General features: G+C 74.2%; 3 protein-coding genes. All 3 read right to left on the reverse strand.

Going from position 1 to position 24,469, the window contains the following annotated elements; genetic code table 11:
* The coding region (locus B7L92_RS13435; protein ID WP_143626315.1) for an SDR family NAD(P)-dependent oxidoreductase at nt 1–6,816 on the reverse strand (6,816 nt) is incomplete at its 3' end.
* Nucleotides 6,816–11,414 carry a non-ribosomal peptide synthetase gene (locus tag B7L92_RS13440; protein WP_081237640.1) on the reverse strand — a complete coding sequence of 1,533 codons (4,599 nt, stop codon included), beginning with the start codon at nt 11,412–11,414 and terminating at the stop codon, nt 6,816–6,818. The genes B7L92_RS13440 and B7L92_RS13435, both read right to left, overlap by 1 nt.
* Nucleotides 11,411–24,466: an SDR family NAD(P)-dependent oxidoreductase gene (locus B7L92_RS13445; protein WP_081237641.1), complete on the reverse strand. Its 13,056-nt coding sequence runs from the start codon at nt 24,464–24,466 to the stop codon at nt 11,411–11,413. Before B7L92_RS13445 ends, B7L92_RS13440 begins: the two co-directional genes overlap by 4 nt.
* Nucleotides 24,467–24,469 lie beyond the last annotated feature (3 nt).

The raw sequence follows: 24,469 nt of genomic DNA on the forward strand, positions 1-24,469 counted from the left end.
CGGCGGCAGCGCTGCCGCCGAGGGTGCCAGCTCGTCGCCGGCCTGCTCGGCGGCGGGCCGTTCGACTCCGGCAGCGGCGAGCACGGCGGCGGTCGCCTTGATCACCACGACCTGCCGATCGGTACGGCCCAGCATGTCGTGCACGGCCGCCATGCCCTCGGCCGGGGTGATGGAGTGGATCCCGGTCCGGGCCAGGCGCTCGCGGTGCCGGTCGTCGGCGACGATGCCGACGGTGCCCCAGTAACCCCAGTTGATGACGGCCGAGCGGGCGGCCAGCACGTCGTCGAGGTGGTGTGCGAACGCGTCCTCGAACGTCGATCCGGCGGCGTAGTTGGCCTGCCCGGCGCTGCCCGACAGGGCCACCGCCGAGGAGAAGAACAGGACGAAGTCGAGCCCGTCGGCGGCGCCCAGGGCGCGGTGCAGGGCCACCGATGTACGGGTCTTGGCGTCGAGAACGGCCCGGAAGGTGTCCTCGGTCATCGTGGCGACGGTCTGGTCGCGCAGCACGATCGTGGCATGCACGACCCCGTGCAGCGCGCCGTGCTCGGCCCGGACCGCCGCGACCACCTCGCCCAGCGCCGCCGGGTCGGTGGCGTCGGCCCGCCGGTACGAGACGAGCTCGCCGGCCGGGTCGAGGCGGCGCAGCCGGTCGCGGCGGTCGGCGTCGAGTCCACTGCGCCCCACCAGCACGACCTTGGCCCGGTAGCCGCGCACCAGCCACTCGGTGAGCTCTAGGCCGAGTCCTCCGGCACCGCCGAGGATCAGGTAGACCCCGCCGTGGCGTATTGCCTCGCGCGTCGTCGTGGGGGCGGCGGGGACCAGGCTCCGCCGGTGCACGACACCGGCGCGCAGGGCGTACGGGCCGCCGGCCGGCACGTCGAGGACATCCGGGGAGATCGGGTCGGCCGAGGAGCGGTCGACCACGGTCACCCGCCAGCGCGGATGCTCCTGGGCCAGGGACAGGGCCAGCCCGTGCAGGCTCGCCGCGTACGGGTTGCGGACCGGTTCGGTGCCGGTGCTCAGCGCGTCCTCGGTGACCACCGTCAGCCGTACCGGTGCGCCGGACCGTTGCAGCGCCTTGGCGACGCGGAAGAGGGCCAGGACGCCGCGCTCCTGCGCGAGGTCGAGGGCGGCGAGGTCGTCGGTGCGCCCTTGCGCCGGGCCGGAGAGCACGATCACGTGGCCGGGACGCCCGGCCGGTGCGACGAAGTGCTCGGGCTCGATCTCGGTGACGGAACCGCCGAGCCGGGTGGCGAGGGCGGCGGCGAGGGGCGCGGCGGAGGACGGGCGGATCAGCCAGGTGTCCGAGCCGGGCGCGGTCAACGGCGCGGTGAACGGCGCGGTGAACGGCTCGGCCGGCGCCGGGGACCAGCGGGGCAGGTACATCAGGTCATCTACCGGTCGCTCGGTCATGGCGGGGCCGGCGGTCACGGCAGGCCCGGTGGTCACGCTGGGCCCGGTGGTCACGCTGGTCCCGGCGTCGGACGTCCGCGGTGCGGGAGCCGGGCGCAGGGACAGGTCGCGCAGTCGGACGTGAACGTTGCCGGCCGGGTCGGTCAGGGTCAGGTCGTACCGGTCCGGGCCGACGGCACGCACATGGGCGTACACCTGCTCGGGCAGCGGCCCGAACACCTCGGCGGCGGCGAGCGCGAAGGGCACCATCGGCGGGCCGTCGGCGCGGTCGCGCAGCACCGCGAAGGTGTGCAGGGCACCGTCGATCAGCGCGGGTGGCAGGGCGCAGTCGGCGAACCGGGCGGCTTCGGCGGGCACGCGCAGACGCGCCAGCGCCTCGCCGTCGCCGGCGGCGATCCACTCGATGGCACGCAGCGCCGGGCCGTAGACCAGGCCGGCTCCGGCCAGGTCGGCGTAGAGGTCCGCGCCGTCGTGCCGGTGCGGCAGGGCGGCCCGGAGCAGCTCGACCGGTACGGGCTCCGGCACGTCGTCGGCCAACGCCTCGACAACGCCCTCGGCCAGCCGGTCGCCGGTGTCGCCGAGCAGCGTGAAGGCCAGGCCGGCGCCGTCGCGGCGCAGCCGGGTGCGGGCGGAGGCCGCGGCCTCGATGACCACGAGCGGACGCAGCCACCGGACGTCGCGCAGCCGGACCGGCACCGAGTACCCGGCGTGCGCGGCGGCGGCCCGGGCCATCTCCAGGACCGCCGCGGCGGGAAGCAGGCGCAGTTCGCCGACGCGGTGCCCGTCGATCAGCGGGTGCGCGGGGGCGAAGGCGGTGCGGTAGGTCAGGCCGTCCACACTGTCGGCCGGCTCGATCTCGTCCAGCAGCGGATGTGTGGCCGGGCCGGCCGGCGACGGCGCCCACATCTGCTCGGTGAGCCAGCAGCGCAGCTCCTCGAACGGGTAGCCAGGCAACGGCAGCCGCCGTCCGGTGCCGGGCCAGGCGACGGTCGCGCCGGAGGTCCAGGCGGCAGCCAGGCCAGCCGGGTCCGTGGCGGCCGGCGCGGCGGCGCGGGAGGCGGCACGGCCGCGGACGCTGTCCGTCCACACGCCGGTTCCGGTGCCCGCGCGCAGCCGACCGGCCAGCTCGTCCGCCGTGGAGGCGAGCACCACCATGCGGTCGGCCCAGGCCTCGCGGCCGTGCTGCAGCGTGTACGCCACGTCGGCGAGCCGGTCGGCGAGGCCGTTCTCCACCGCGTCGGCCAGCCGCTCGGCCAGCGCGCGCAGGCTCTCCGGGGTGCGGGCGGAGAGCGGGAAGAGCCAGGGGCCCGGTGCGGCGGCCGGCGCCGACCCGGGAACGTACTCCTCGACGACCAGGTGGGCATTGGCTCCGCCCGCGCCGAACGAACTGATCCCGGCGCGGCGCGGCAGGCCGTCCCGGCGCGGCCACGGGGCCACCTCGGTCTGCACCCGCAGCGGCGTGGAGTCGAAGTCGATGTTCGGGTTGACCGGGTCGGCGTGCAGCGACGGCACCAGTTCCCCGTGCCGCATCTGCAGGAGCACCTTGCAGAGCCCGGCCATGCCGGAGGCCGATTCAAGGTGGCCGATGTTGGACTTCACCGAGCCGATCGGCAGGCTGCCCCGGGGCAGGCCGGAGGCGCCCAGCGCGCGGGCCAGGGCCCGGATCTCCACCGGGTCGCCCAGTGCGGTGCCGGTGCCGTGCGCCTCAAGGTAGCCGAGTGTGGCGGCGGCGGACCCGGCCTCGGCCAGTGCCCGCTCGACGAGGTCGCTCTGGGCTACCGGGTTGGGCACGGTGAAGCCGTTGGTCTTGCCGCCGTGGTTGACGGAGCTGCCCAGGATGACGCCGTGGATGTGGTCGCCGTCGCGGACGGCGGCCGACAGGGGCTTGAGCAGCACCGCGCCGACGCCCTCGCCGGGCACGTAGCCGTCGCCGTCCGCGCCGAAGCTGCGGCAACGGCCGTCGCTGGAGGTGAAGCTGCCCTGGCCGAGGAACCGGTACTTGTACGGGTGAACGTGAAGGTTGACACCCCCGGCGAGGGCCATTTCGGCCTCGCCGGAACGCAGGTCGCGCACGGCGAGGTGGATGGCCGTCAACGACGAGGAGCACATGGTGTCCACACCCAGGCTGGGGCCGGTCACGCCCAGGGTGTACGAGACCCGGTTGGCGATGGACGCGTGCGACGACGCGCCGATACGGCCGTCGGCGGCCTCGTGGAGCTGGTAGAGGCCGTACATGGCGCCGGCGTACACACCGACGCGGCGGGCGCGCAGGTCGGTCCGGGTGAGGCCGGCGTCCTCCATGGCGTGCCAGGCGGTCTGCAGGAACAGTCGCTCCTGCGGGTCGATGATCTCCGCCTCTCGCGGGGAGATGCCGAAGAAGAGCGGGTCGAACCGGTCGATGCCGCGCAGAAAGCTGCCCCACCGGCTGTACTCGGCGGCGCGGTCCGCCGGGGTGGCCTCGTCGTAGTCGCGCCAGTCCCAGCGGTCCGCCGGAATCTCGGTGATCAGGTCACGGCCAGCTCGCAGGTTCGCCCAGAACTCGTCGAGGGTGTCGGACCCGGCGAACCGGGCCGCGACGCCGATGATCGCGATGGGCTCCGGGGCGTCCGCGGAGGGCGGCGTGGGACGGTCGCCGCTCGGGGCGGCTTCCGGTACCGCTGCCACGACCGGCGCCGACGCCGGTGCCGACGTCGGCGCCGGTGTGAGTTCGGCGAGGCGGCCGCCGTGCTGCTCGGCGAACCAGCCGGCGAGCCCCCGCAGTTCCTGGTATTCGAAAAAGAGGGTCTTCGGCAGTGATCCGAAGTGGTCCTCCAGCCGCCGGGTCAGATCCATGATCAACAGCGAGTCGATGCCGTACTGCTCGAACGCGGTGTCCGCGTCGATGTCCTCCGGCGGGTATTCGAGGACCTCGGCCAGCACGCCGCGCAGAAAGTCCTCGGCGGCCGCGAGGGGCGAGCCGGTGGCGGTCGCCGGTTCCGGCGCCGGAACCGGCGCCGAAGCCGCCGGCGCGTCGAGCAGGCCGCGGATGCGGTCCAGCTCGCCGTGCGCCACGAGCACGTGATCGCCGCCGTGGCCCAGCGCCCGGTCCCAAGCGCGCAGGGCGTCCGCGGTCGGCAGCGGCCGGAGCCCGGCGCGGCGGGCGATGCGGGCCTGTGTGGTGTCGTCGGCGTCCATCCGGATGCCGCCGTCGGCCCACAGCGACCACAGCACGCTGAGGCTGCGGCCGGGCCGGTCGCTTCCGCGACGCCAGGCCGCGAACGCATCGAGGAAACGGTTCGCGTACGCGTAGTCGGCCTGGCCCGGGCTGCCCGCGCCGGACATGGAGGAGAAGCAGACGAAGAAGTCGAGCGGGTCCGCAGCCGTGGCCCGGTCCAGTGCGAGAGTGCCGTCGACCTTCGGCCCCAGCACAGCGGCGATGTCCTCGTCGGTCTTGCGCAGCAGGAACGAGTCACGGGTGACCCCGGCCAGGTGCAGCACCCCGCGCAACGGGCCGAACATCTGGTGGATGCGCTCGACCAGCCGCTCGGCCGCGCCCGGTACGCCCAGGTCGCAGGGCAGGTAGTGGACATCGAGCCCGGCGGCGCGCAGGGCGGTCAGGTCGGCGTCGGCGGACCGGCCGGTGAGCACGTAACGGGCCGACGGACCCAGGTGGCTGACGAGGTGCCGGCCGAGCGCGCCGGCGCCGCCGGTGACCAGCACCGTCCCGGCAGGCGTCAGCGGCGCCGGTACGGGGGCGGGGACGATCGGCTCCCATCGGACCACCTGCCGGCCTGCGGCGGTGTACCGGACCCGGAACTCGTGGTCCGCCGCGGCCTCGGCGTCCGCGACCGCCCGCAGGTCGGCGCCATCGGTCGTGATCACCGCGGCGCGGAAGTCCGGGTGCTCGTTGGCGATACTGCGCGCCATGCCGTCCAGAGCCAGCAGGCGGGCGTCGGTGGCCGCACCGGACGGGCGGAACACGTGCAGCACCCGGATGGGCTGCCGGTTCGGCTGCGCGGCCCAGGTCCGGAAGAGCCGGACCAGGCCGGGCAGCGGGTCGTCGTCGCCGAGGCGGACCACCACGAGCGGGCCGGAGTTCGGTAAGGGGCCGTCCTCACCGGTCCCCAGGATCACCGTGCGGCCGGCAGCGGGGGCGCCGCGGCGAGCGGGGGCGTCCTGCCAGCGCTGCGCCAGCAGGTGGGTGTCCACCGCGTCGGCCGAGTCCTTGACGGCGCGGGTGACCACACCGTGCAGCCGGACGGCGATGCGGCCATCGGCGTCGGCGAGTGCGATGTCGTGGCCGGTCGCGGTGGCGACGGCATGGGCGTACCCGTGTTCCGGTAGCGGCCCGAGGATCTCCACCCGGTCGATGGAGAAGGGCAGTTCGCGGGGCCGGGGCGCGGACGGGTTGGCGGCGGTCCAGAGCGCCGCCTGCAGCATGGCGTCCAGCAGGGACGGGTGCAGGGTGAAGTCGTCGAACGGCAGGTCCGCGGCGTCGGGAACGGCGACCTCGGCCAGCGCCTCGCCCTGGACGGAACGCATGGACCGCAGCCCGCGCAGGCTCGGCCCGTACCCGCCGCCGAGCGCGGCGAAGACCGCATAGCAGTCGTCGGCCGAGGTGGCCCGTGGCAGGCGGGCGCGTATCGCGGCCAGGTCGAGGGGCGGGGCCGGCGCGGTGGCGCCGAACCGCAGGGTTCCGGTCGAGCACAGCTCGCCGTCCGGGGTGTCGCCGACGCGCCGCAGCTCGTAGGCGACACCGTCGGCGGCCGGCGCGAACCGCAGCCGTACCCGGACCGGTTCGCCGGTGAACAGGACGGGCCGGGCCCAGAGGACATTCTCGACGCCGGTGGCGCGCCCGTGCCCGGCGCGGGCGGCGGCGTCGACGGCGAACTCCAGGGCCGCGACGGCGGGCAGGATGCGCACCTGCCCCAGCGCGTGGTCACGCAGGAAGAACTCGTCGCCGGTGAGCAGCCGCTCGGCCGGATCGGCGGTGAGGGCGGCCGGCGGTTTGATCCAGTACCGGCGGGTCACCGGCGGCGGCTGCGGCAGTGACAGCCGGGCCGGGCGCGGACCCGCCTGCTCCGGCCAGAGGACCGGGGTACCCGCGACCCAGAGCCGGGCGGCCTCGTGGAGATCCGAGGCCTGGACGGGCTCGCCGGTGGCCGGCACGGCGGTGCCGGTGACCACCCCGGTGCCGTCGCGCAGCCGCTCGGTTAGCTCGGCGACGCTGGTCACGACCACGGCGAGGCGTTCGTCCAGTTCCTCGCGGCCGGTGCGTAGGGTGCTCTCGATCCGGTCGAGGACCGCCTCCGGGTGCTCCTGCAGCCAGGTGACCAGCTCGGCCCGGTACCGGTCGAGCTGGTCGCGGCCGCCGGCCGACAGGACGATCAGCCGGGCGGCACGGTCCTCGGTGCTGTTACCCATCAGTGCTTCTCCGCTTCCGCCACGACGACGTGTACGTTGCTGCCACCCATGCCGAAGGAGCTGACGCCGGCGCGTGCCGGCACGCCGTCCGGCGGCTCCCAGGGCTGCGTCTCGGCTTGGAGCCGGAACGGGCTGCCGGCCAGGTCGATCATCGGGTTGGGGGTGCCCAGGTCGGCCAGGCCGGGCATCAGGCGGTGCCGCATGCTCAGCAGCACCTTCACCACTCCGGCGACGCCGGCGGCGGCCTCCAGATGGCCGATGTTGGACTTGACCGAGCCGAGCCCGGTGCGCCCCTCCACGACCGGCCGCCCCCAGTCGCGGTAGAGCTGCCCGAACGCCTCCCGCAGCGCGTCCACCTCGATCGGGTCGCCGAGTGGTGTCCCGGTGCCGTGCGCCTCGATGTAGCCGATGGTGTCGGGCGGCACCGCCGCCGCCCGGTGCGCCGCGAGCAGGACGTCGCGCTGAGCCTGCGGGTTGGGCACGGTCAGCGAGTGGGTGTGGCCGCCGTGGTTCTCGGCCGAACCGATCAGGACGCCGTGCACCGGGTCCCCGTCGGCGACCGCGCGCTCCAGCAGTTTGAGCGCCAGCAGGACCACGCCCTCGCCCCGGCCGTAGCCGTCGGCGCGCTCGTCGAAGGTCTTGCACCGCCCGTCAGCACTGAGCATTCCGGCGCGGCGCAGGCCGGTGAAGCCGTGCGGGGACAGCAGCAGGTTCGCGCCGCCGGCCAGGGCGAGTTCGCAGTCGCCGAGGTGCAGAGCACGGGCCGCGCGGTGGATCGCCACCAGGGAGCTGGAGCAGGCGGTGTCGTAGACCGCGCTGGGGCCGTGCAGGTCATACACGTAGGAGATGCGGTTGGCCGCGATCGAGGCGACGTTGCCGATCAGGAAGTGATCGCCCATCTCCGGCGAGCCCGGGCCCAGCAGGCTCAGATAGTCGGCGCCGCTGAGACCGACGAACACCCCGGTACGACTGCCGGCCAGTGCCGCGGGCACGAGTCCGGCGTCGAGCAGGGCCTCGTCCGCGGCGTGCAGAAGGAGTCGGTGCTGCGGATCCATCTGGGCCGCCTCGCGCGGCGAGATCCGGAACCGCCCCGCGTCGAAGGCGTCGACGTCGCGCACGAACGAGCCGCGAAAGCGTTCCGGGAACACCCGGGCGGAGAAGCCGCGCTCCAGCGGGTACGGCGCGGTGAGGTCGCGGCCCTCGGCGAGGTGGGTCCAGAACTCGTGCAGCGACCCGGAGGCCGGCAGCCGGCCGCCGACGCCGATGATCGCCACGGGCGGGTAGCCGAGGGCCTCAGGAGGTACCGCGGGCCCAGAGGCCGGGACGGTGGCCGCCGCCCGGGCCGACTCGAACTCGGCTTCGGTCTCGGTGAAGGCGTCCGGGCGGTCCGCGCCGAGGTGCGCCGCGAGCGAGCTGAGCGCGGGGTGCGCGTAGAAGAGCGTGGGGCTGACCGGTACGCCGAAGCGGGTGCGGACCGCCATCGCGAGCCGGGTGAAACCGACCGAGTCGAAGCCCGCCTCGCCGAGTGGCCGGTCCACCGGGATGTCCTGCGGCGCCACCCCGGCGACACCCGCGGTCAGCTCCCGCAGGGTGGCCAGCAACCGGCCGCTGTCGTTCGGCCGGGACTCCCGCGGTCTCTCGGCGTGGCCGAACTCGCGGATCAGTTCGTCCAGGGAGCCGGTGGCGAGCCGGACCGCGTCGATCTTGGCGTTCGGGGTCATCGGCAGGCCGGTCATCGGCACGGTCCGGGACGGGATCATGTACGCCGGAAGCCACTCCTCGATCCGCCCGGCGATCGTCGCGGCTTCTGCGGGCTCGGCGACGACGAAGGCGACCAGGCGTGGATGCCCGGGCCGCTCTTCACGCAGGACCACCCGCGCCTCGCCGGTCACACCGGTACGCCGGATCGCCGCCTCGATCTCGCCGAGCTCGATCCGGTGCCCGCGCAGCTTGATCTGCCGGTCGGCGCGACCGAGCAGCAGCAGCTCGCCGGTCTCGGTCCACCGGGCCAGATCTCCGGTGCGGTAGCGCCGCTGCCCGTCCTGCTCGACGAAACGCTCGGCGTTCAGTTCGGGGCGGCCGCGGTAGCCGCGGGCGACACCGTCACCGCCGATCAGCAGTTCCCCGGTGGCGCCGAACGGGACCGGGCCACCGTCCGGCCCGGCGAGATGGAACGTCGTGTTCGCGATCGGCGTGCCGACCGTGATCGGCCGGTCGCGGCGTACCCGCAGCGCCGAGGACCAGATCGTGGTCTCGGTCGGGCCGTACATGTTCCACAGCTCGCCGGAGCGGTCGAGCAGGTCGGCCGCCAGCTCGGCGCTCAGCGCCTCCCCGCCGCAGAGCAGCCGGGGTACCCGCCCGCTCCAGCCGGCGGCGAGCAGCATCTGCCAGGTGGCCGGTGTGGCCTGCACGATGGTCGCGCCGCTGCTGTCGAGCAGGCCGGCCAGCGCGAAGCCGTCCCGGGTGACCTCGGTCGGCGCGATGTGGACGGTCGCGCCCTGGGTGAGCGGCAGCAGCAGTTCGAGGCCGGCGATGTCGAACCCGGCCGTGGTGACGGCCAGCAGCACGTCGTCGTCGGCGCACCCGGGCCGGTCCGCCATCGAGGTGAGGAAGTTCACCAGGTTGCCGTGGGTGACCTCGACGCCCTTGGGCCGGCCGGTGGATCCGGAGGTGTAGAGCACGTACGCGAGATCGTCGTCGTGGCAGGCGACCGGCGTGCCCGGGACGGCGTCGCCCGGGTCACCGAGCGGGATGCGGGCGCCAGGTGTCCCGGCCGGCAGGCGGTCGGCGTACGCCGGGTCGACGAGGACCGCGGCGAGACCGGCGTCGGTGCAGATGTGCGCGAGGCGGGCGGCCGGGAAGTCCGGGTCGAGCGGCGCGTAGGCCGCGCCGGCGGTGTGCGCCGCCAGCATCGCCACGATCATGGCGGCTCGCCGGCCGGACAGCACACCGACCAGGTCGCCGCGGCCCACGCCGGATTCGCCGAGGGTTCGCGCCAGTGCGTGCACCCGCCGGGCCAGTTCGCCGTAGCTGATGGCACCGTCGGCGTCCACCACCGCGACGCGCTCCGGGGCCGACGCCGCGCGGGCCAGCACCAGGCCGGCCGCGGTCACGTCGCGCGGCCGGGCGGCACGGGTGTCGTTGGCCCGGTCGACGAGGGCGCGTTCCGCCGCAGTGGTGAGAGGCAGATCGCCGATCAGCTGCCGCGGATCGGCGGCCACGGTTTCCAGCAGCAGCCGGTAGTGCTCGGCCAGGCGTTCGGCCGTGGCCGGGTCGAACAGCTCACGGTCGTACTTGATGTGGACCAACGCCTCCGACCCGCGCACCACCACCTCGACGACCAGCGGGTTCTCACCCTCCTGGGTCAGCTCGAGGGCGTCGTGGAAGACGGTCTGCCCGGCGGCCATGTCCTGGTCGCCGCCGACGCCCTGTTGCAGGTAGAAGCCGATGTCGAAGGAGACCGCGGTGCCGCCGGCGCGGCGCAGGTCACCGACCACGGCGGCGAACGGGTAGGAGCTGTGCTCCTCGGCCTGCGCCATGTGGTCGTGCACGGCGGTCATCAGCTCGGCGAGGCTGCGCTGCGGGTCGCAGTCGACCCGTACCACCACCGGATTGATCAGGTACCCCACGGTGCGGTCGAACCGCTCGGAGATCCGGCCGTCGGTCGGCACCATGACGCTGATGTCGCGGTGACCGGAGTGCCGGTGCAGCAGTGCGGCGAAGGCACCCAGCAGCACGCTGAACGGGGTCAGCCCGGCCGCGCCGGCGACCTGGCGGACGGACGCCCAGGTCGCCTCCGGCAGCCGGAACTGCACCATCGCGCCGGTGTCGGCGGTGGGCGGCTCGACCCGGTGCCGATCGGTGATCGCGTCGAGGACCGGACCGCTGGAGGCACCGGCCAGCCGGTCGAGCCACCAGCGGCGGTGTGTCTCGGCCTCCGGCCCGTCGAGCAGTTCCCGCTGGCGACGGACGAACTCGTGGTACGGGGTGGCCGGCTCGACCGGCGGCAGAACGCCTCGACCGGCCAGCGCGTCGTGGCAGGCCACGATGTCGCGCAGCAGCAGGTGGCTGGAGATCCCGTCGGTGATCATGTGGTGGAACACCAGGAGCAGCAGTGTCCGGCCGCCGGGCGCCGCGATCAGCCACATCCGGTGCAGGGGATCGTGCTCCAGGTCGAACGGGGTGTGCACCAGGCGCCGGACGCGCGCGGCGAACTCCCCGTCGGTGACGTGCCGGAGGTCGAGCCGGACCACCTCGGCGGGGCGTTCGGTGATCTCCTGCACCGGCGTGGTCCCGTCCAGTCGGACGGCGATCCGCAGCCCCGGCTGCCGCTCCACGACGGCGATCAGGGCCCGGGTGAGCACGTCCGGGTCGATCCCGTCGCCCAGCCACAGCCCCAGCGGCAGGTTGTAGGAGGTGGTGCCGGGCCGACTCGCGTGGATCGCCCAGAGCGCCGCTTGGCCGCGGCTGAGCGGGTACGGCCCCGGCTCCGGCACCGGCGCCGGATCGGTCAGGCCGCGCAGCAGCGACTCGGCGATCTCGTCCGGCAACTCACCGGAGGCGACCGCGGCGAGGACGTCGCGCAGTGCCGGGCTCATCGGACAGTTCCCTGCCGCAGCTCGGCCAGCGCGTCGTCGACCGTGACCGATCCGTTGCGCAGCCCGGCCAGCAGGGCGCCGACTCCGTTGGCGGCGACCGGCGTGGGGGTCGGCTCGGGCACGGCGGCTGCGGGCAGCGGTCCGTACTTGTCGTGCACGGCCTGGGCCAGAGCGCGCACGGTCTGCCCGACGCCGAACATGCGGGCGGGTATGTCGACTCCGTAGGCGGCGCCGAGGCGGCGGCTGAGGCGGCGCAGGCCCAGCGAGTCCACACCGACGTCGGACAGCACCCGGTCGGGTGGCAGACGGTCCGGTGCCATGCCCAGGTGCGCGGCGAGCAGGGTGCGGACGTGGTCGCGCACAGCTGCCTCCGGGTCGCCTTCGGCGTCCGTTCCGACCGGTGTCGGCGCCGGCTCGGACGGGGGTGCCGGCTCGGACGGAGGTGCCGGTACGGCCGCCGCGGGCTCGGGCCATGTGTCGGTGGCCTGATCCTGATCGATTCCGGCGAGCCCGGCCGCGGCGGCCTGAGCCTGGTCGAATCGTGGCCCGGGGGTGATCCAGTAGCTCTGCCGGGCGAAGGCGGAGGTCGGCGCCGGAACCCGGCGGATCGGTTCCCCCGGCCACAGCTCGGCCCAGTCGATCGCGACGCCGTCCACCCACAGCCGGGCGATCTTGTCGAGCTTGCCGGCCGCCACCACGGTGCGCAGATACTGGCGTCCCTCGGGGCCGTCCAGCAGCAGCGCCGTGCCCGTCCCCTGCCCGTCGCCCGCGCTGACGCCGTCGGCGGTCACACCGGCCAGCCACTCCTCCAGGCGTTTCACCAGCCCGGCGAGGTCGTCCGCGACCACGGCGAGCCGCTCGGCGAAGACCTCCCGGCCGGTCTGCAGCGTGTAGGCCAGGGCGGCCGGGTCCACCTCGTTGGCGTCCCGCGCCCAGCGGACCAGGTTCTCGGCGTCGCCACGCAGCCGTTCGGCGTTGCGGGCGGACAGCACGAACAGGTACGGCCCGGTACGACCGGCGCTCGGCCGGGTGCGGAACTCCTCCAGCACAAGGTGCGCGTTGACACCGCCGAGACCGAATGAGCTCAGCCCGGCACGCAGTGGCGCCTCGGTGCCGTCCGGGCCGGTCACGCGCCGCCACGGCTCACGGTCGCGCAGCACGTGCAGCGGGCTGCCGTCGAGACGCAGGTGCGGGTTGAGCGTCTCCAGGTGCGGGTTGCCGGGCAACTCGCGGTGCCGCATGGCGAGCAGCACCTTGATCAGCCCGGTCACGCCGGCGGCCGCCTCCAGGTGACCGGTGTTGCTCTTCACCGCGCCGAGCGCGACCCGGTGCCCGGTGCCGTCGGTGCCGTGATCGGCGTACAGCCGCCGGAAGGCGGTCTTGAGGCCTTCGATCTCGACCGGATCGCCCAACTCGGTGCCGGTCCCGTGGGTCTCCACGTAGGTCACCGTGCGCGGGTCGGTCCCGGCGCGGTGGTGCGCCGCCACGATGCAGGCGGCCTGGGCGGCCGGGTTCGGCGCGGTGAGCGAGTTGCTGCGCCCACCGTGGTTGATCGCGCTGCCGCGCAGTACGCCGTGGATGACGTCTCCGTCCGCGAGGGCCGCGCTGAGCCGCTTGAGCACCACGACACCCACCCCCTCGGCGCGGGCGATGCCGTTGGCGCGGGCGTCGAAGGCGCGGCAGCGGCCGTCGGGGCTGAGCATGTCGGCCTGGCTCATGTCGACGAACAGCGTCGGCGACGCGATCACGTTGACGCCGCCGGCCAGCGCGACCGTGCACTCCCCCCGCTGGATCGCCTCCGCCGCGTGGTGCACGGCGACCAGCGACGACGAGCAGGCGGTGTCGATCGTCTCGGACGGGCCGTGCAGGTCCAGCAGGTAGGACACCCGGTTGGACAGGATGGCGTGCGCCCGGCCGACGGTGCTGTACCCGTCGAGCGGCACCCCCAGCGCGTGCTGGAGCTCGAAGTAGTCGTAGGTGCTACTGCCGACGAAGACGCCGGTGTCGGTGCCGGCCAGGTCGGAGGGCCGGATACCGGCGTCCTCGATCGCCGTCCAGGTCGCTTCGAGCACCAGCCGGTGCTGCGGGTCCATCGCGACCGCCTCGGTGGGCGAGATGCCGAAGAAGTCCGCGTCGAACAGGTCCACTCGGCGCAAGAACCCGCCCCAGCGGGCGGTGGTGCGGAATTCCCCCGGCTCGGGGTCGCCGTGGATGCGCCGCCAGTCCCAGCGGTCCGCGGGGATCTCGGTGACCAGGTCGTCGCCGGCGGCCAGGTGGGCCCAGAACTCGTCCAGGTCGTCCGAGCCGGGCAGCAGACCGGCCATGCCGACGATGGCGACGCCGTCGACACGGGCGGGCTCCGCCACGCCGGCGGCTCCGGTGCCCGCGAACAGCCCGGAAGACGGGACGGGCCCGGAGGCAGGGAGAAGCCCGGAAGACGGGACGGGCGCGGAAGACGGGAGGAGCCCGGAGGAAGAAGAGACGTCCCCGGGTGGCACAGCCGAAGCCGGAGCGGCGACCGGAGTGGTGGGTGCCGCAGAAAGGTAGTGGCGGGCCAGCTCTTCCCCGTACTCCTCGATGATCTTCGCCACCAGCTCGCCGGCGGTGGCCACCCCGAAGAACGCCGCCGGGGTCGCGTCCAGGTCCCAGCGCACGTTCACCTGGTGGCTGAGCTTGGTGTACATGATGGAGTCGAAGCCGAACCGGCTGAGCTGGTCGCCCTCGGTCAGCTCGTCTTTTCTCAGCCCGGCCACGCCGCGCAGCAGAGCCAGCAGGTCGGCGGCCACCGCCGCACGCCACGGTTCGGCGCCCGGCGCAACGGGCTGCGGAACGGCCGTCGTGACAGCCGGCGGAGCCGGCTCCGGGTCGGGCGTCCGCACGCCGATTCCGGCCAGCGCCTGCTCGGTACCCGACACGACCACCACCTGAACCTCCTGTCGGCCGAGCACGTCGGCCAGTGCCTCGATGCCCGTGCGGGGCGGGAGTGGATGAAGACCGGCCGCGGCCAGCCGGCCCCGGTGGCGCTCGGTGAGCGCCGAGCCCGACCACGGCCCCCAGTTCAGGACGCGGACCGGGAAGGGCAGACGGGCGGCGAGTGCCTGCCCGATCGCGTCCTGGGCCGTGCAGGCGGCGGCGTACGCGGCCTGGCCCGGATTGCCCAGGAACGACTGCAGCGAGGAAAAGATCGCGAAGAAGTCCAGGTCGCGGCCGTCGATCGCCTCGGCGATCGCCAGCGTGGTACGGGTCTTCGCGGTCAGCCCCTCGGCGAACCAGTCCTCGTCCAGCGCCGCCAGCGACCGGTCCCGCACCACCGTTGCCGCGTTCACCACCCCGTGGATCACGCCGGCCCGGTCGAACACCGCCCGTATCCGTTCCGCGTCGCGAGCGTCCGCCTGGTGGAACTCCACGGACGTGCCGGTCGGGTCGAACGCGGCGATCCGGGCGGCCCGGGCGCCCTCCGGGCGGGTCCGGCCGATCAGCACCACCCTTGCGCGGTGTTCCCGGACCAGGTGCTCGGCCAGGTCCAGGCCGACGTCCCCAGCGCCGCCGACCAGCGCGTACGTCCCGCCGTCGCGAAACACCGGCCGGGTACCGGTGTCGTCGAGCGGCCGGAGCACCCGCTGGTACCAGCGGCCCGAGCGCAGCGCATAGTCGCCCGGCGTGGCGGCGGCGACGGTGGTGGCGTCGCCGGGTCCGACGTCGATCGCGCTGATCCGCCACCTCTCGCACTCCCGGCGGGCCGACTTCACCAGTCCGTGCGCGGCCGCCGCGACCGGGTCGGTGATCGGCCCGTCCACCGCCGTGGCGGCGCGGGTGACCACGGTCAGCGTGAGCTCGCCCGCGCCGGCCGGCCGGGTCTGCAGATGCCGGATCACCCGGAACAGCTCCCGGACCGCGGGCTCGCCCCCAGTGACGACCGCGTGCACGACGGCGGGCGTGGGCAGCGACTCCAACGACGTGGAGGTGACCCGGTGCACGTCGCTCGCCGGGTAGTCGTCGCCGCCGAGCAGCCAGACCGGTCCGTCGGCCGGCGGGCGAGTGCCCACGTCCGCGATGCGCTGCCAGCGCGGCGCGTAGGCGCCCGCCGGCTCACCGGGCACGGGAGGCTCCTCCGGCCGCGCGCCGATCCAGCACCGGCGTCGCTCGAACGGGTAGGTGGGCAGTGGGATCAGCGTGCCGCCGGTGTCCGGCCAGACGGCCTCGGCTCCGGCCACCCACCGGTCGGCCGGTGTGACACCATCGGGGCGGGCCAGCGCGGGGTGGCCGGTGCCGTCGATCGCCGCGCCGAGGGCCGCGACGAGCGTCGGCCGGTCGGCGGCGGTCACCGCCAGCCGCTCGGTCATCGCGTCCCGGCCGTGCTGCAGCGTGTGGGCCACGTCCACCAGTTCGACATCCGAGTCCAGGGCGGCACGCAGGGCGGTCGCGTAGCGGCGCAACGCCTCGGGGGTCCGGGCCGAGAGCGGGAACACCAGCGGACCCGCCGACGCCGCCGGGACCGCCGGCTCGTCCGGCTCCTCCACCACGACGTGGGCGTTCACCCCGCCGTAGCCGAAGGAGCTGACCCCGGCGCGGCGCCTGCCGCCGCCCGGCGGGCGGTGCCAGGGTGTCGCCTGCCGGATCAGCTGGAACGGGCTGCCCTCCAGCCGCAGGTGCGGGTTCGGCTCCCCGAGCCCGGCCACCGGCGGCAGGATGCCGTGGCGCATCGCCAGCAGGACCTTGAGCAGCCCGGCGATGCCGGCGGCGGACTCCAGGTGCCCGATGTTCGCCTTGACCGCGCCCAGTCCGCAGAACGGCTCGCCGGGCAGCAGCCCACCGTGACGGCGCGCCAGCTCGTCGAAGGCCAGCCGCAACCCGTTGATCTCGACCGGGTCGCCCAGCTCAGTGCCCGTGCCGTGGGTCTCCAGGTATCCCACGGTGGCCGGGTCGACGCCGGCCGCCGTGTAGGCGCGCACGATCATCGCGGCCTGCCCGGCGGGGTTGGGCGCGGTCAGCGAACGGGCCCGGCCGCCGTGGTTGACCGCGGAGCCGCGCAGCAGCCCCCGAACCCGGTGCCGACCCGCCGCGCCGGCCCGGGTCAGCACGACCAGGCCCAGCCCTTCTCCCCGGACGAATCCGTCCGCGCGGGCGTCGAACGCCTGGCACCGCCCGGACGGGCTGAGCATGCCGGTGCGGCTGAGCAGCAGGTGGTTGTGCGGCGACAGGATCAGGTTGATGCCTCCGGCGACCGCGACGTCGCACTCCCCGGAGCGGATCGCCGCGGCGGCGCGGTGGATCGCGACCAGGGAGCTGGAGCAGCCGGTGTTGACCGGCTCGCTCGGCCCGCGCAGATCCAGCAGGTAGGACACCCGGTTGACCAGGATGGAGTGCGCGGTCGCGGTGGCCGCGTGCGCGTCGACGGGCACGTCCGAGCGGCGCCGGATCTCGTCGTAGTCGCTGGATCCCGCGCCGACGAACAGCCCGACCGACCGGCCGGCGAGCGTGCCGGGCGGCAGGCCGGCGTCCTCCAGCGCGGTCCACACGCCCTCCAGCAGCAGCCGCTGCTGGGGGTCCATGCCGGCGGCTTCCTGCGGCGAGATCCCGAAGAACAGCGGATCGAACATGTCGGCGTCGCTGATGAAGCCGCCGCGCCGGGCGGGTACGTCAGCGGGCAGGGATCGCCAGTCCCACCGGTCCGCGGGCACGTCGGTGACCAGGTCGTCCCCAGCGATCAGGTGGTTCCAGAAGTCGTCCAGGTCGCGGCTGCCGGGCAGCCGCGCGGCCATCCCGATCACCGCGATCAGGTCGTCGGTTCCGGTCCGCGGCGCGGGGCGCGGCGGCGCCTCGGCTTCCGCCGTCTCCGGTACGGCCTGCGCATACCGTTCACTCAGGGTGGCGTCGTAGTCCCGCTCGAGCCGGGCGGCCAGCGCACGCAGGGTGGCGGTCTCATAGAACAGGGTGGGCGTCACGTCGAAACCGAAGGTGTCGTTGAGACGCCCGGCGAGCAGGCTGTAGCTGACCGAGTCGAACCCGTAGTCGCCGATCTCGGTGTCCAGGTCGAGATTCCCGACGGGGATGCCGGAGGCCGCCGAGGTCAGTGCCAGCAGCTCAGCGGTGAACGAGGCGCCGTCGTGTGCCGGGGCCTGCTGCGCCGTGACCCGCCCGGGTGCCGGCGCCGGTGCCGGTTCGGTGGCTCGTGCCGCGGCGGTGGCCACGACGACGTGCTGGAAGTTACGGCTGGTCTCGCCGTCCGTGGGCAGGGCCCGGAACCGGTCGTAGCCGGCGCCGGTCAGCACTGCGTTCCAGCCGGCCACGTTCAGCAGCGGTGATCCGGGCAGCCGCAGGTGTGTGTCGGTGTGTGCCCACCAGCCGTCGAACAGTCCGTACGTGACGGTGGCGGCCAGGGTGACCGTGGTCAGCTCGTTGAGCAGCAATTGCCCGCCGGTGTGCAGCATGATGCGCAGGTGCCGCACGGCGCGGCTCACGTCCGAGGTGGCGTGCAGGACGTTTGCGCCGACGGCGAGGTCGAAGCCGTCCGCGGGGAAGCCCTGGGTGACCGGGTCGGTGTCGAGGTCCAGGCGCTTGAACCGTACGAAGGTGTACCGCGCGCCGAACTCTCGGCGGCCGTGGGCCAGGAACGCCGCCGACAGGTCGGTGTACCAGTACTCCAGGTGCTCGCCATGGGGAGCCAGGGCGCGCAGCAGACCGGCGGTGGTGCCGCCGGTGCCCGAGCCGACCTCGACGATCCGGATCCGCTCGCCGGGGCGCAGCTGCTCCCGGCGGCGGCCGACGTGCTCCAGCAGCCTCGCGGTGAGCACGTCGTTGTACAGGTCGCTGATCGGGTTGTCCCGGTAGATCCGCTCCATCGCGGAGGTGCCCGAGGCGGGGAACAGCAGGTCGGTGGCGAGCAACTCGCCGCGGAGCAGCATCGGGTAGCGGTCGAGGCAGCGGCGCAGCAGCTCGACGAAGACCGCGGACGCCGGGTTGGCCGCGGCCAGTTCGCCGAGGCGCTCGGCGTGACCACCAGCGAGGGCCTCGGTCAGCGCGGCCCGATCCGGCCGGAACCGGTTCTGGTGGACGGTGAGCACCCCGTCGTCGGCGAGCATGGTCAGCAGGGTGTGCAGCAGGCGGTCGTAGCGGGGGGTGACACCCACCCGGCGGGCGACCTCAGCCGCATCCGGGTCGGGTCCGTCCCAGGCGCCCATCTCGTGCAGCACGGCCAGCAGTGCACCGCGGGCGATGGCGGTCATTTTCTCGTCGACGGCGTGGAAGTCGTCGACGACCCGCAGGTCGGCGCTGGTCAACAGCCCGTCGGCAGGTGTCACGGCCGGTGTCGTCCCTTCGCTGGGGGTCATCCGCTTCCGCAGTGCGGCGGTGCCGGGCACCACCAGGAGCTGCGGAGCCGGCCGGCGCAGCGCCTCGGTCAGCGCGGTGAAGCCGGTGTCGGGGGTGATGGAGTGGAATCCGGCGGCGGTCAGTTCGGCGCGGTGCTTCTCGGTGGCAACTGAGCCGACCGTGCCCCAGAAGCCCCAGTCGACAGCCCGGACCGGGTACGGCAGGCGTTCGTCGAGGGTGTGCGCGTAGGCGTCCAGGAAGGTTGATCCGGCCGCGTAGTTGCCCAGGCCGGGCTCGCCGAGGAAGGACTGGGCGGAGGAGAAGAAGAGCAGGAAGTCGAGTTCCGATGCGCCGATCGTGTCCACCAGAGCGGCGGCGACACCGGACTTGGCCGCCAGGCTCTCGGCGAGATCGTCGTCGGAGAGGTCGCGGACCAGACGGGAGCGCTGCACCATCGCCGCGTGCATGATCCCGTGCACCTGGCCGGCCTGTTCCAGTACCGCGGCGAGCTGCCCGGCGTCGCCGGCGTCGGCGCGGAGGTAGCGGATCCGGTGCTCGGCCGCGAGGTCGGGACGCTCCCGGCGGCCCACCAGCACCACCTCCGCGTCCCACTCCACGACCAGCTTGCGGGCCAGGGCCAGGCCGATACCGCCGCCGCCACCGATGATCAGGTAGCGGCCGCCCCGGCGCAGCAGCTCGGGGCCGTGCGGGGCGGGGGCCTCGCACAGCACCTGCCGGTGCGCGGCCGTCCCGGTGTAGGCGATCCGGGTTCCGCGCCGCGCCGGGGCCAGCACGTCCGAGGTCAGGTGGGCCGGGTCGAGGTCGACGACGGCGACCGACCACCTGCGGTGTTCGTTCTCGAGGACCCGGGCGAAGCCGAGGACCCCGGCCGCGTACGGGTCGGTGAGCCGCCGTCCGGGCGCGGCGGCCGCCCCTGCGGTGACCACGATCCAGTCGATCTCGTGCAGATGTGCCCAGCGGCGGGCGTACGCGGCCAGCGCCCGGACCCCGGCCGCTTCCCCGCCGGCGACCCGCGCGGCTTCGGATCCGGCCGTGGGCGCCGGGCCGGTGAGCAGGTAGACCACCCGCGGGTCCTCGGTCACCCGGCCGCCGATCTCGACGAGCTGCGCGCCGGGATTCCGGGCGGCCAGTTCGGCGGCCAGTCTCATCCGTTCCGGTGCGTAGAGCACCACGACCGGGCCGTCCGGCGTCACCGGCTCGGGGGCGGGACAGAGTTCCCACCGCGGAACGTCGGCGCCCAGCGACACCGGCTCTGGGCGCGGCGCCGCCACGTCGGGCGCATCAGCGGTGCCCGAGCCGGTGGCGCCGGTTCCGTCGGTGCCCGTCCCGACCCAGCAGCGCACCCGCTCGAACGGGTAGCCGGGCAGGGAGATCTTGTGGGCCCGCCGTTCGCGGTGCAGCACGCCCCAGTCCGGGGCGGCGCCCTTCACCCAGGCCGCGGCCAGCGTGTCCGGGTCGGCCGACGCGGGCGCGTCGACCGGCTCCGTGGCGCGTCCCCGGTGGACGCGCGACTCGTCACCGTTCAGGAAGCCCCGCAGCGCCGCGCGGAGTTCCTCGACGTCGGCGGCCACCACGGCCAGCCGCTCGGTCATCGCGTCGCGCCCGACCTGCGTGGTGTGGGCGATGTCCGCCAGCGAGACGCCGCCCAGTGCAGCGGCCAGGGCGGACAGGCTCGACTGGGCATCCACCCGGGGTGGCTGTCCTTCGCTTCGGGCGGCCACGGCCTGCATCAGCCGGCGCAGATCGTCCGCGTCCAGGCCCAACTCCTCGAAGGAGGCGTCCCGGTCGGCGTCGGCGAGCCCGGCCGCGTCGGCCAGGTCCGCCAACTGGTCCCCGGCGGGCAGCTCGGCGTAGCGCTCGGCGAGCAGGCGCAGGGCCCGCGGGGTGCGCGCGGACAGCAGCACCACCTGTGGGCCGTCTCCGGTGCCCGGTGCCGGTGTCGGGTACTCCTCGACGACGAGGTGGGCGTTGCTGCCCCCGGCGCCGAACGCGCTGATGCCGGCGCGCCGGGGCACGTCGCCGGTGGTGTGCCACGGGCCGACGTCCTGCTGGACGCTGAGCGGGGAGTGCTCCCACTCGATCGCCTCGTTCGCCGGTCGTGCGTGTAGCGAGGGCACCAGGGTGCGGTGCCTCAGCTGCAGCAGCACCTTGGTCAGCCCGGCGATGCCGGCCGCGGACTCCAGGTGCCCGATGCCGGACTTCACCGAGCCGAGCCGAGTGTCGCCGGTTCCGAAGACCTGGCTGAGCGCGGAGATCTCCACCGGATCGCCGAGGGCGGTGCCGGTGCCGTGCGCCTCCAGGTAGCTCACCGTGGCCGGGTCCACGCCGGCGCGGTGCAGCGCCTGCCGGATCACGTCCGCCTGCGCCGTCGGGTTCGGGACGTAGAAGCCGCTGGCGCGCCCGCCGTGGTTGACCGCGCTGCCTTTGATCACCGCGAGCACGCGGTCGCCGTCCGCCACGGCGGCTGCCAGGGGTTTGAGGACGACGACACCGACGCCCTCACCGGGAACGTACCCGTCGCCGCCGGCGCCGAAGGCCCGGCACCGCCCGTCCGTCGAGACGAACCCGACCTGGCTCAGGTGCAGGTATTTGTACGGGTGGACGATCAGGTTCACGCCGCCGGCCAGCGCCAGTTCGCTCTCTCCGGAGCGCAGGCTCTCGCAGGCCAGGTGCAGCGCTGTCAGCGACGACGAGCACATGGTGTCCAGCGCGAGGCTGGGACCGCGCGCGTCGAGGAAGTAGGAGACCCGGTTCGCGACCGCCGAGGTGAACGACGTCGGCAGCACCGGCAGCCGGTCCTCGGCGCCGAGGCCGAGCATCTGGTACTGGGTGAACATGACGCCGGCGAACACGCCCACGGGCCGGCCGGCCACCGCGGCGCGGGGGATGCCGGCGTCCTCCAACGCGTGCCACGCGGTCTGGAGGAATAACCGTTCCTGCGGGTCCATGCCCTCGGCCTCGCGCGGGGTGATTCGGAAAAACGCGGGGTCGAACTCGTCGATCCCGTCCAGGAAGGCGCCCCATTTGCTGTACGAGCGCCCGGCGGCCCGCTCCGGTTCGAAGAAGCTGGCCAGCCGCCAGCGCTGTTCCGGGATCTCGGTGACGCAGTCGCGTCCGTCGAGCAGGTTCGCCCAGAACCGGTCCAGGTCGGGAGCCATCGGATAGCGGCCCGCCACGCCGATCACGGCGATGTCCCGGCCGGACGGCTGCGGATCGCCCGCGGTTGCCGCGAGGCGTTCCCGAACGGTCGTCGCGGAAGTATTCCGAATTGCGGCCACGGATGGTTCCGGGATCGTGGCCACGGAACTGGTCTCCGGCTCGCGCAGTTCCAGAGCCCGGCGGGCGTGGTCGGGTCGTCCGTGCAGCACGACGACCTCGCCGCCCCGGTGGTCCCGGATCACGTCGAGCATCGCGAGGCCCGCGTCGGTCGGCAGCGGAACCTGTCCCTGCCGCCGGAACACCGCCTCGGTCGCCGCGTCGGTGCGCATGCCCCCGTCCGCCCACAGCGGCCAGGCGACCGAGGTGAACCCGTACTCACGGGCGCACGCGTCGACGAAGGCGTTCGCCGCGGCGTAGTCCGCCTGCCCGACGTTGCCCGCGACACCGGTCACCGACGAGAAGGCGACGAAGAAGTCCAGGCCGAGATGGCGGGTCGCGTCGTGCAGCAGCAAGGTGCCTCGCACCTTGGGCGCCAGCACCGCCGACAGGTCGTCCGGTGACTTCCCGGCCAGCAGGCCGTCCCTGAGGACCCCGGCGGCGTGCACCACCCCGTCGAGGCGGCCGTGCCGGGCGACGATCCCGTCGACCAAGGCCCGCACGTCGGTGGCCACGGTGACGTCGGCGCGTACGAACTCGGCGTTCGGCACCTCCCTGGACAGGGTACGCCCGGCGAGTACCACCGTGGCGCCCTGTGCGGTGAAGGACGCGGTGAGCGCCCGGCCCAGGCCGCCCGCGCCACCGGTGATCAGGTAGACACCGCCGGGCCGGAGCGGCCGTGCTCCGCCGGGCGCCGCGTCGCGGTAGCGACGCACGAGCCGGCCACCGTCGTGCCGGACCCAGGTCTCGTCGTTGCCGGACAGTTCTGCGAGAACGGCCCGGGGATCGAGGTCGCCGACGCATTCCACCGCGGTCACGGCCAGGCGCGGCTGCTCCAGACGGATGGTGCGGGCCATTCCGGCCACCGCCGCGGCGACCAGCGGCTGGGCGACGTGCACCACCGGCACCGGGGCGTCCAGCAGCACCTGGGCGAGCGCCAGCATCTCCCGGCACGCGGTCTCCACCCCCTCCGGTAGGTCGTCGCCGGCCCGCGGGCCGAGGTGCACCACCGAGTCCGGGGCGCCGGGCAGGTCGGCCAGCAGGGCTCGCAGGTCGTCCGGCGCGTCGGGGCGCAGCTCGTACTCTCGCTCTCCCAGCCGCCGGAAAGCCGGGCCGCGCCGGGCGGTGATCTGATCCGGCCGCAGCCGGGCGTCGCCGATGACCAGCAGGGACCCGATCGACGGCCGGTCCGGCCAGGCCGCCGGCTGCCATGTACCGGTCAGGCAAGCGGTGGTCGCCGGGGTGTCGTCGGGCGGCCGCGCCTCGGTGCGCGGCCGGTCCGGGATCAGGCCGGCCAGGTGGTCCGTGACCGCGTCGACGGTGGGGTACTCGAACAGCAGCGTCGGGTAGAGCGTGATGTTCCACCGCTCCTCGAAGGAGCGCACCAGGGCGAGCAGGTCCGTCGACTCCAGACCGAGGTCGTAGAAGCCGCGGTCACCCTCCACCTCCAGCAGGTCCGGGTCGGCCGCGACCTGCCGGACCAGCTCGACGATCTCGGCGCGCAGCGAGGCGCCCGGCGCGGGCGTGGGAGCGGCCACGGGCGCGGGGGCCGCGGTCGCCGAGGCGGTGAGCCGGGTGATGGCCTCGGTGGAGCGGACCCGCTTGAGGACCAGGCCCATGAATCGGGCGGCCGGCGCGCCCGAGGCGTCGTACAGGTCGATGTCGGCCTTGACGATGTCGGCGGCCGGGCCCGCCGGGGTGAGCCGCATCTCCACCGTGCAGGTGTCGCCGAGCGGCCGCACCGCGCGGAACTCTCCGATGTGCAGGGGGATCAGCGGCCGCTCGTCGGCTCCGGCCTCGGCGAACGCCAGTGCGTACGCCTGCATGGTCGACCCGTCGAGCAGGGCCGGGTGCAGCATGAAGTCGTCCGCCGTGGCCCGCGCCTCGGCGCCGAGCGCGAGCTGCGCCCGTACCGCGCCGGTCGCGACCCGCATCGTGCCGTGACAGCGCATGAAGTCACGGTGTTCGATCCCGACCGACCTGCCGATCGTGTAGACCTCGCCGATGTCGCGCGGCGGTGCGGCTCCCGCCGGACTCGGCGATCCGGTCAGGGCCGGCAGGCCGACGCGGAGGGTGGCCCGTAAGTGCGTGGTCTGCCCGTCGTCGGCCGGAGCGCCGTCGTGAACGCGTCGGCTGGTCGCGGTGACAAGTGTTACGTCGCCGTCCGGTTCGAGCAGGACCGTGACCTCCCGGTCGAAGTCCTCGGTGGTGGTGAGCGGCTCGACGAAGAGAACGTCGCTGAGCCCGGCGCCGCCCGGCTCGATACCGCGCTCGCCGAGCAGGCGGTACACGATGTCGAGGAAGGTCACTCCGGGCAGCGTGCGCACCCCGTGCACGCGGTGATCGTCGACGATCGGGTTGTCCCCGGTCAGCCGAAGAAGGCAGCGAACAGCCAGACGGTCCACGTG

It is taken from the genome of Streptomyces viridosporus, from assembly GCF_002078235.1.
Taxonomy (GTDB): Bacteria; Actinomycetota; Actinomycetes; order Streptomycetales; family Streptomycetaceae; genus Streptomyces; species Streptomyces viridosporus.

What these genes read in the sequence shown, in the direction of transcription:
- B7L92_RS13440 (WP_081237640.1), bottom strand. Translation starts at nt 11,414, where the DNA reads ATGAGCCCGGCACTGCGCGACGTCCTCGCCGCGGTCGCCTCCGGTGAG.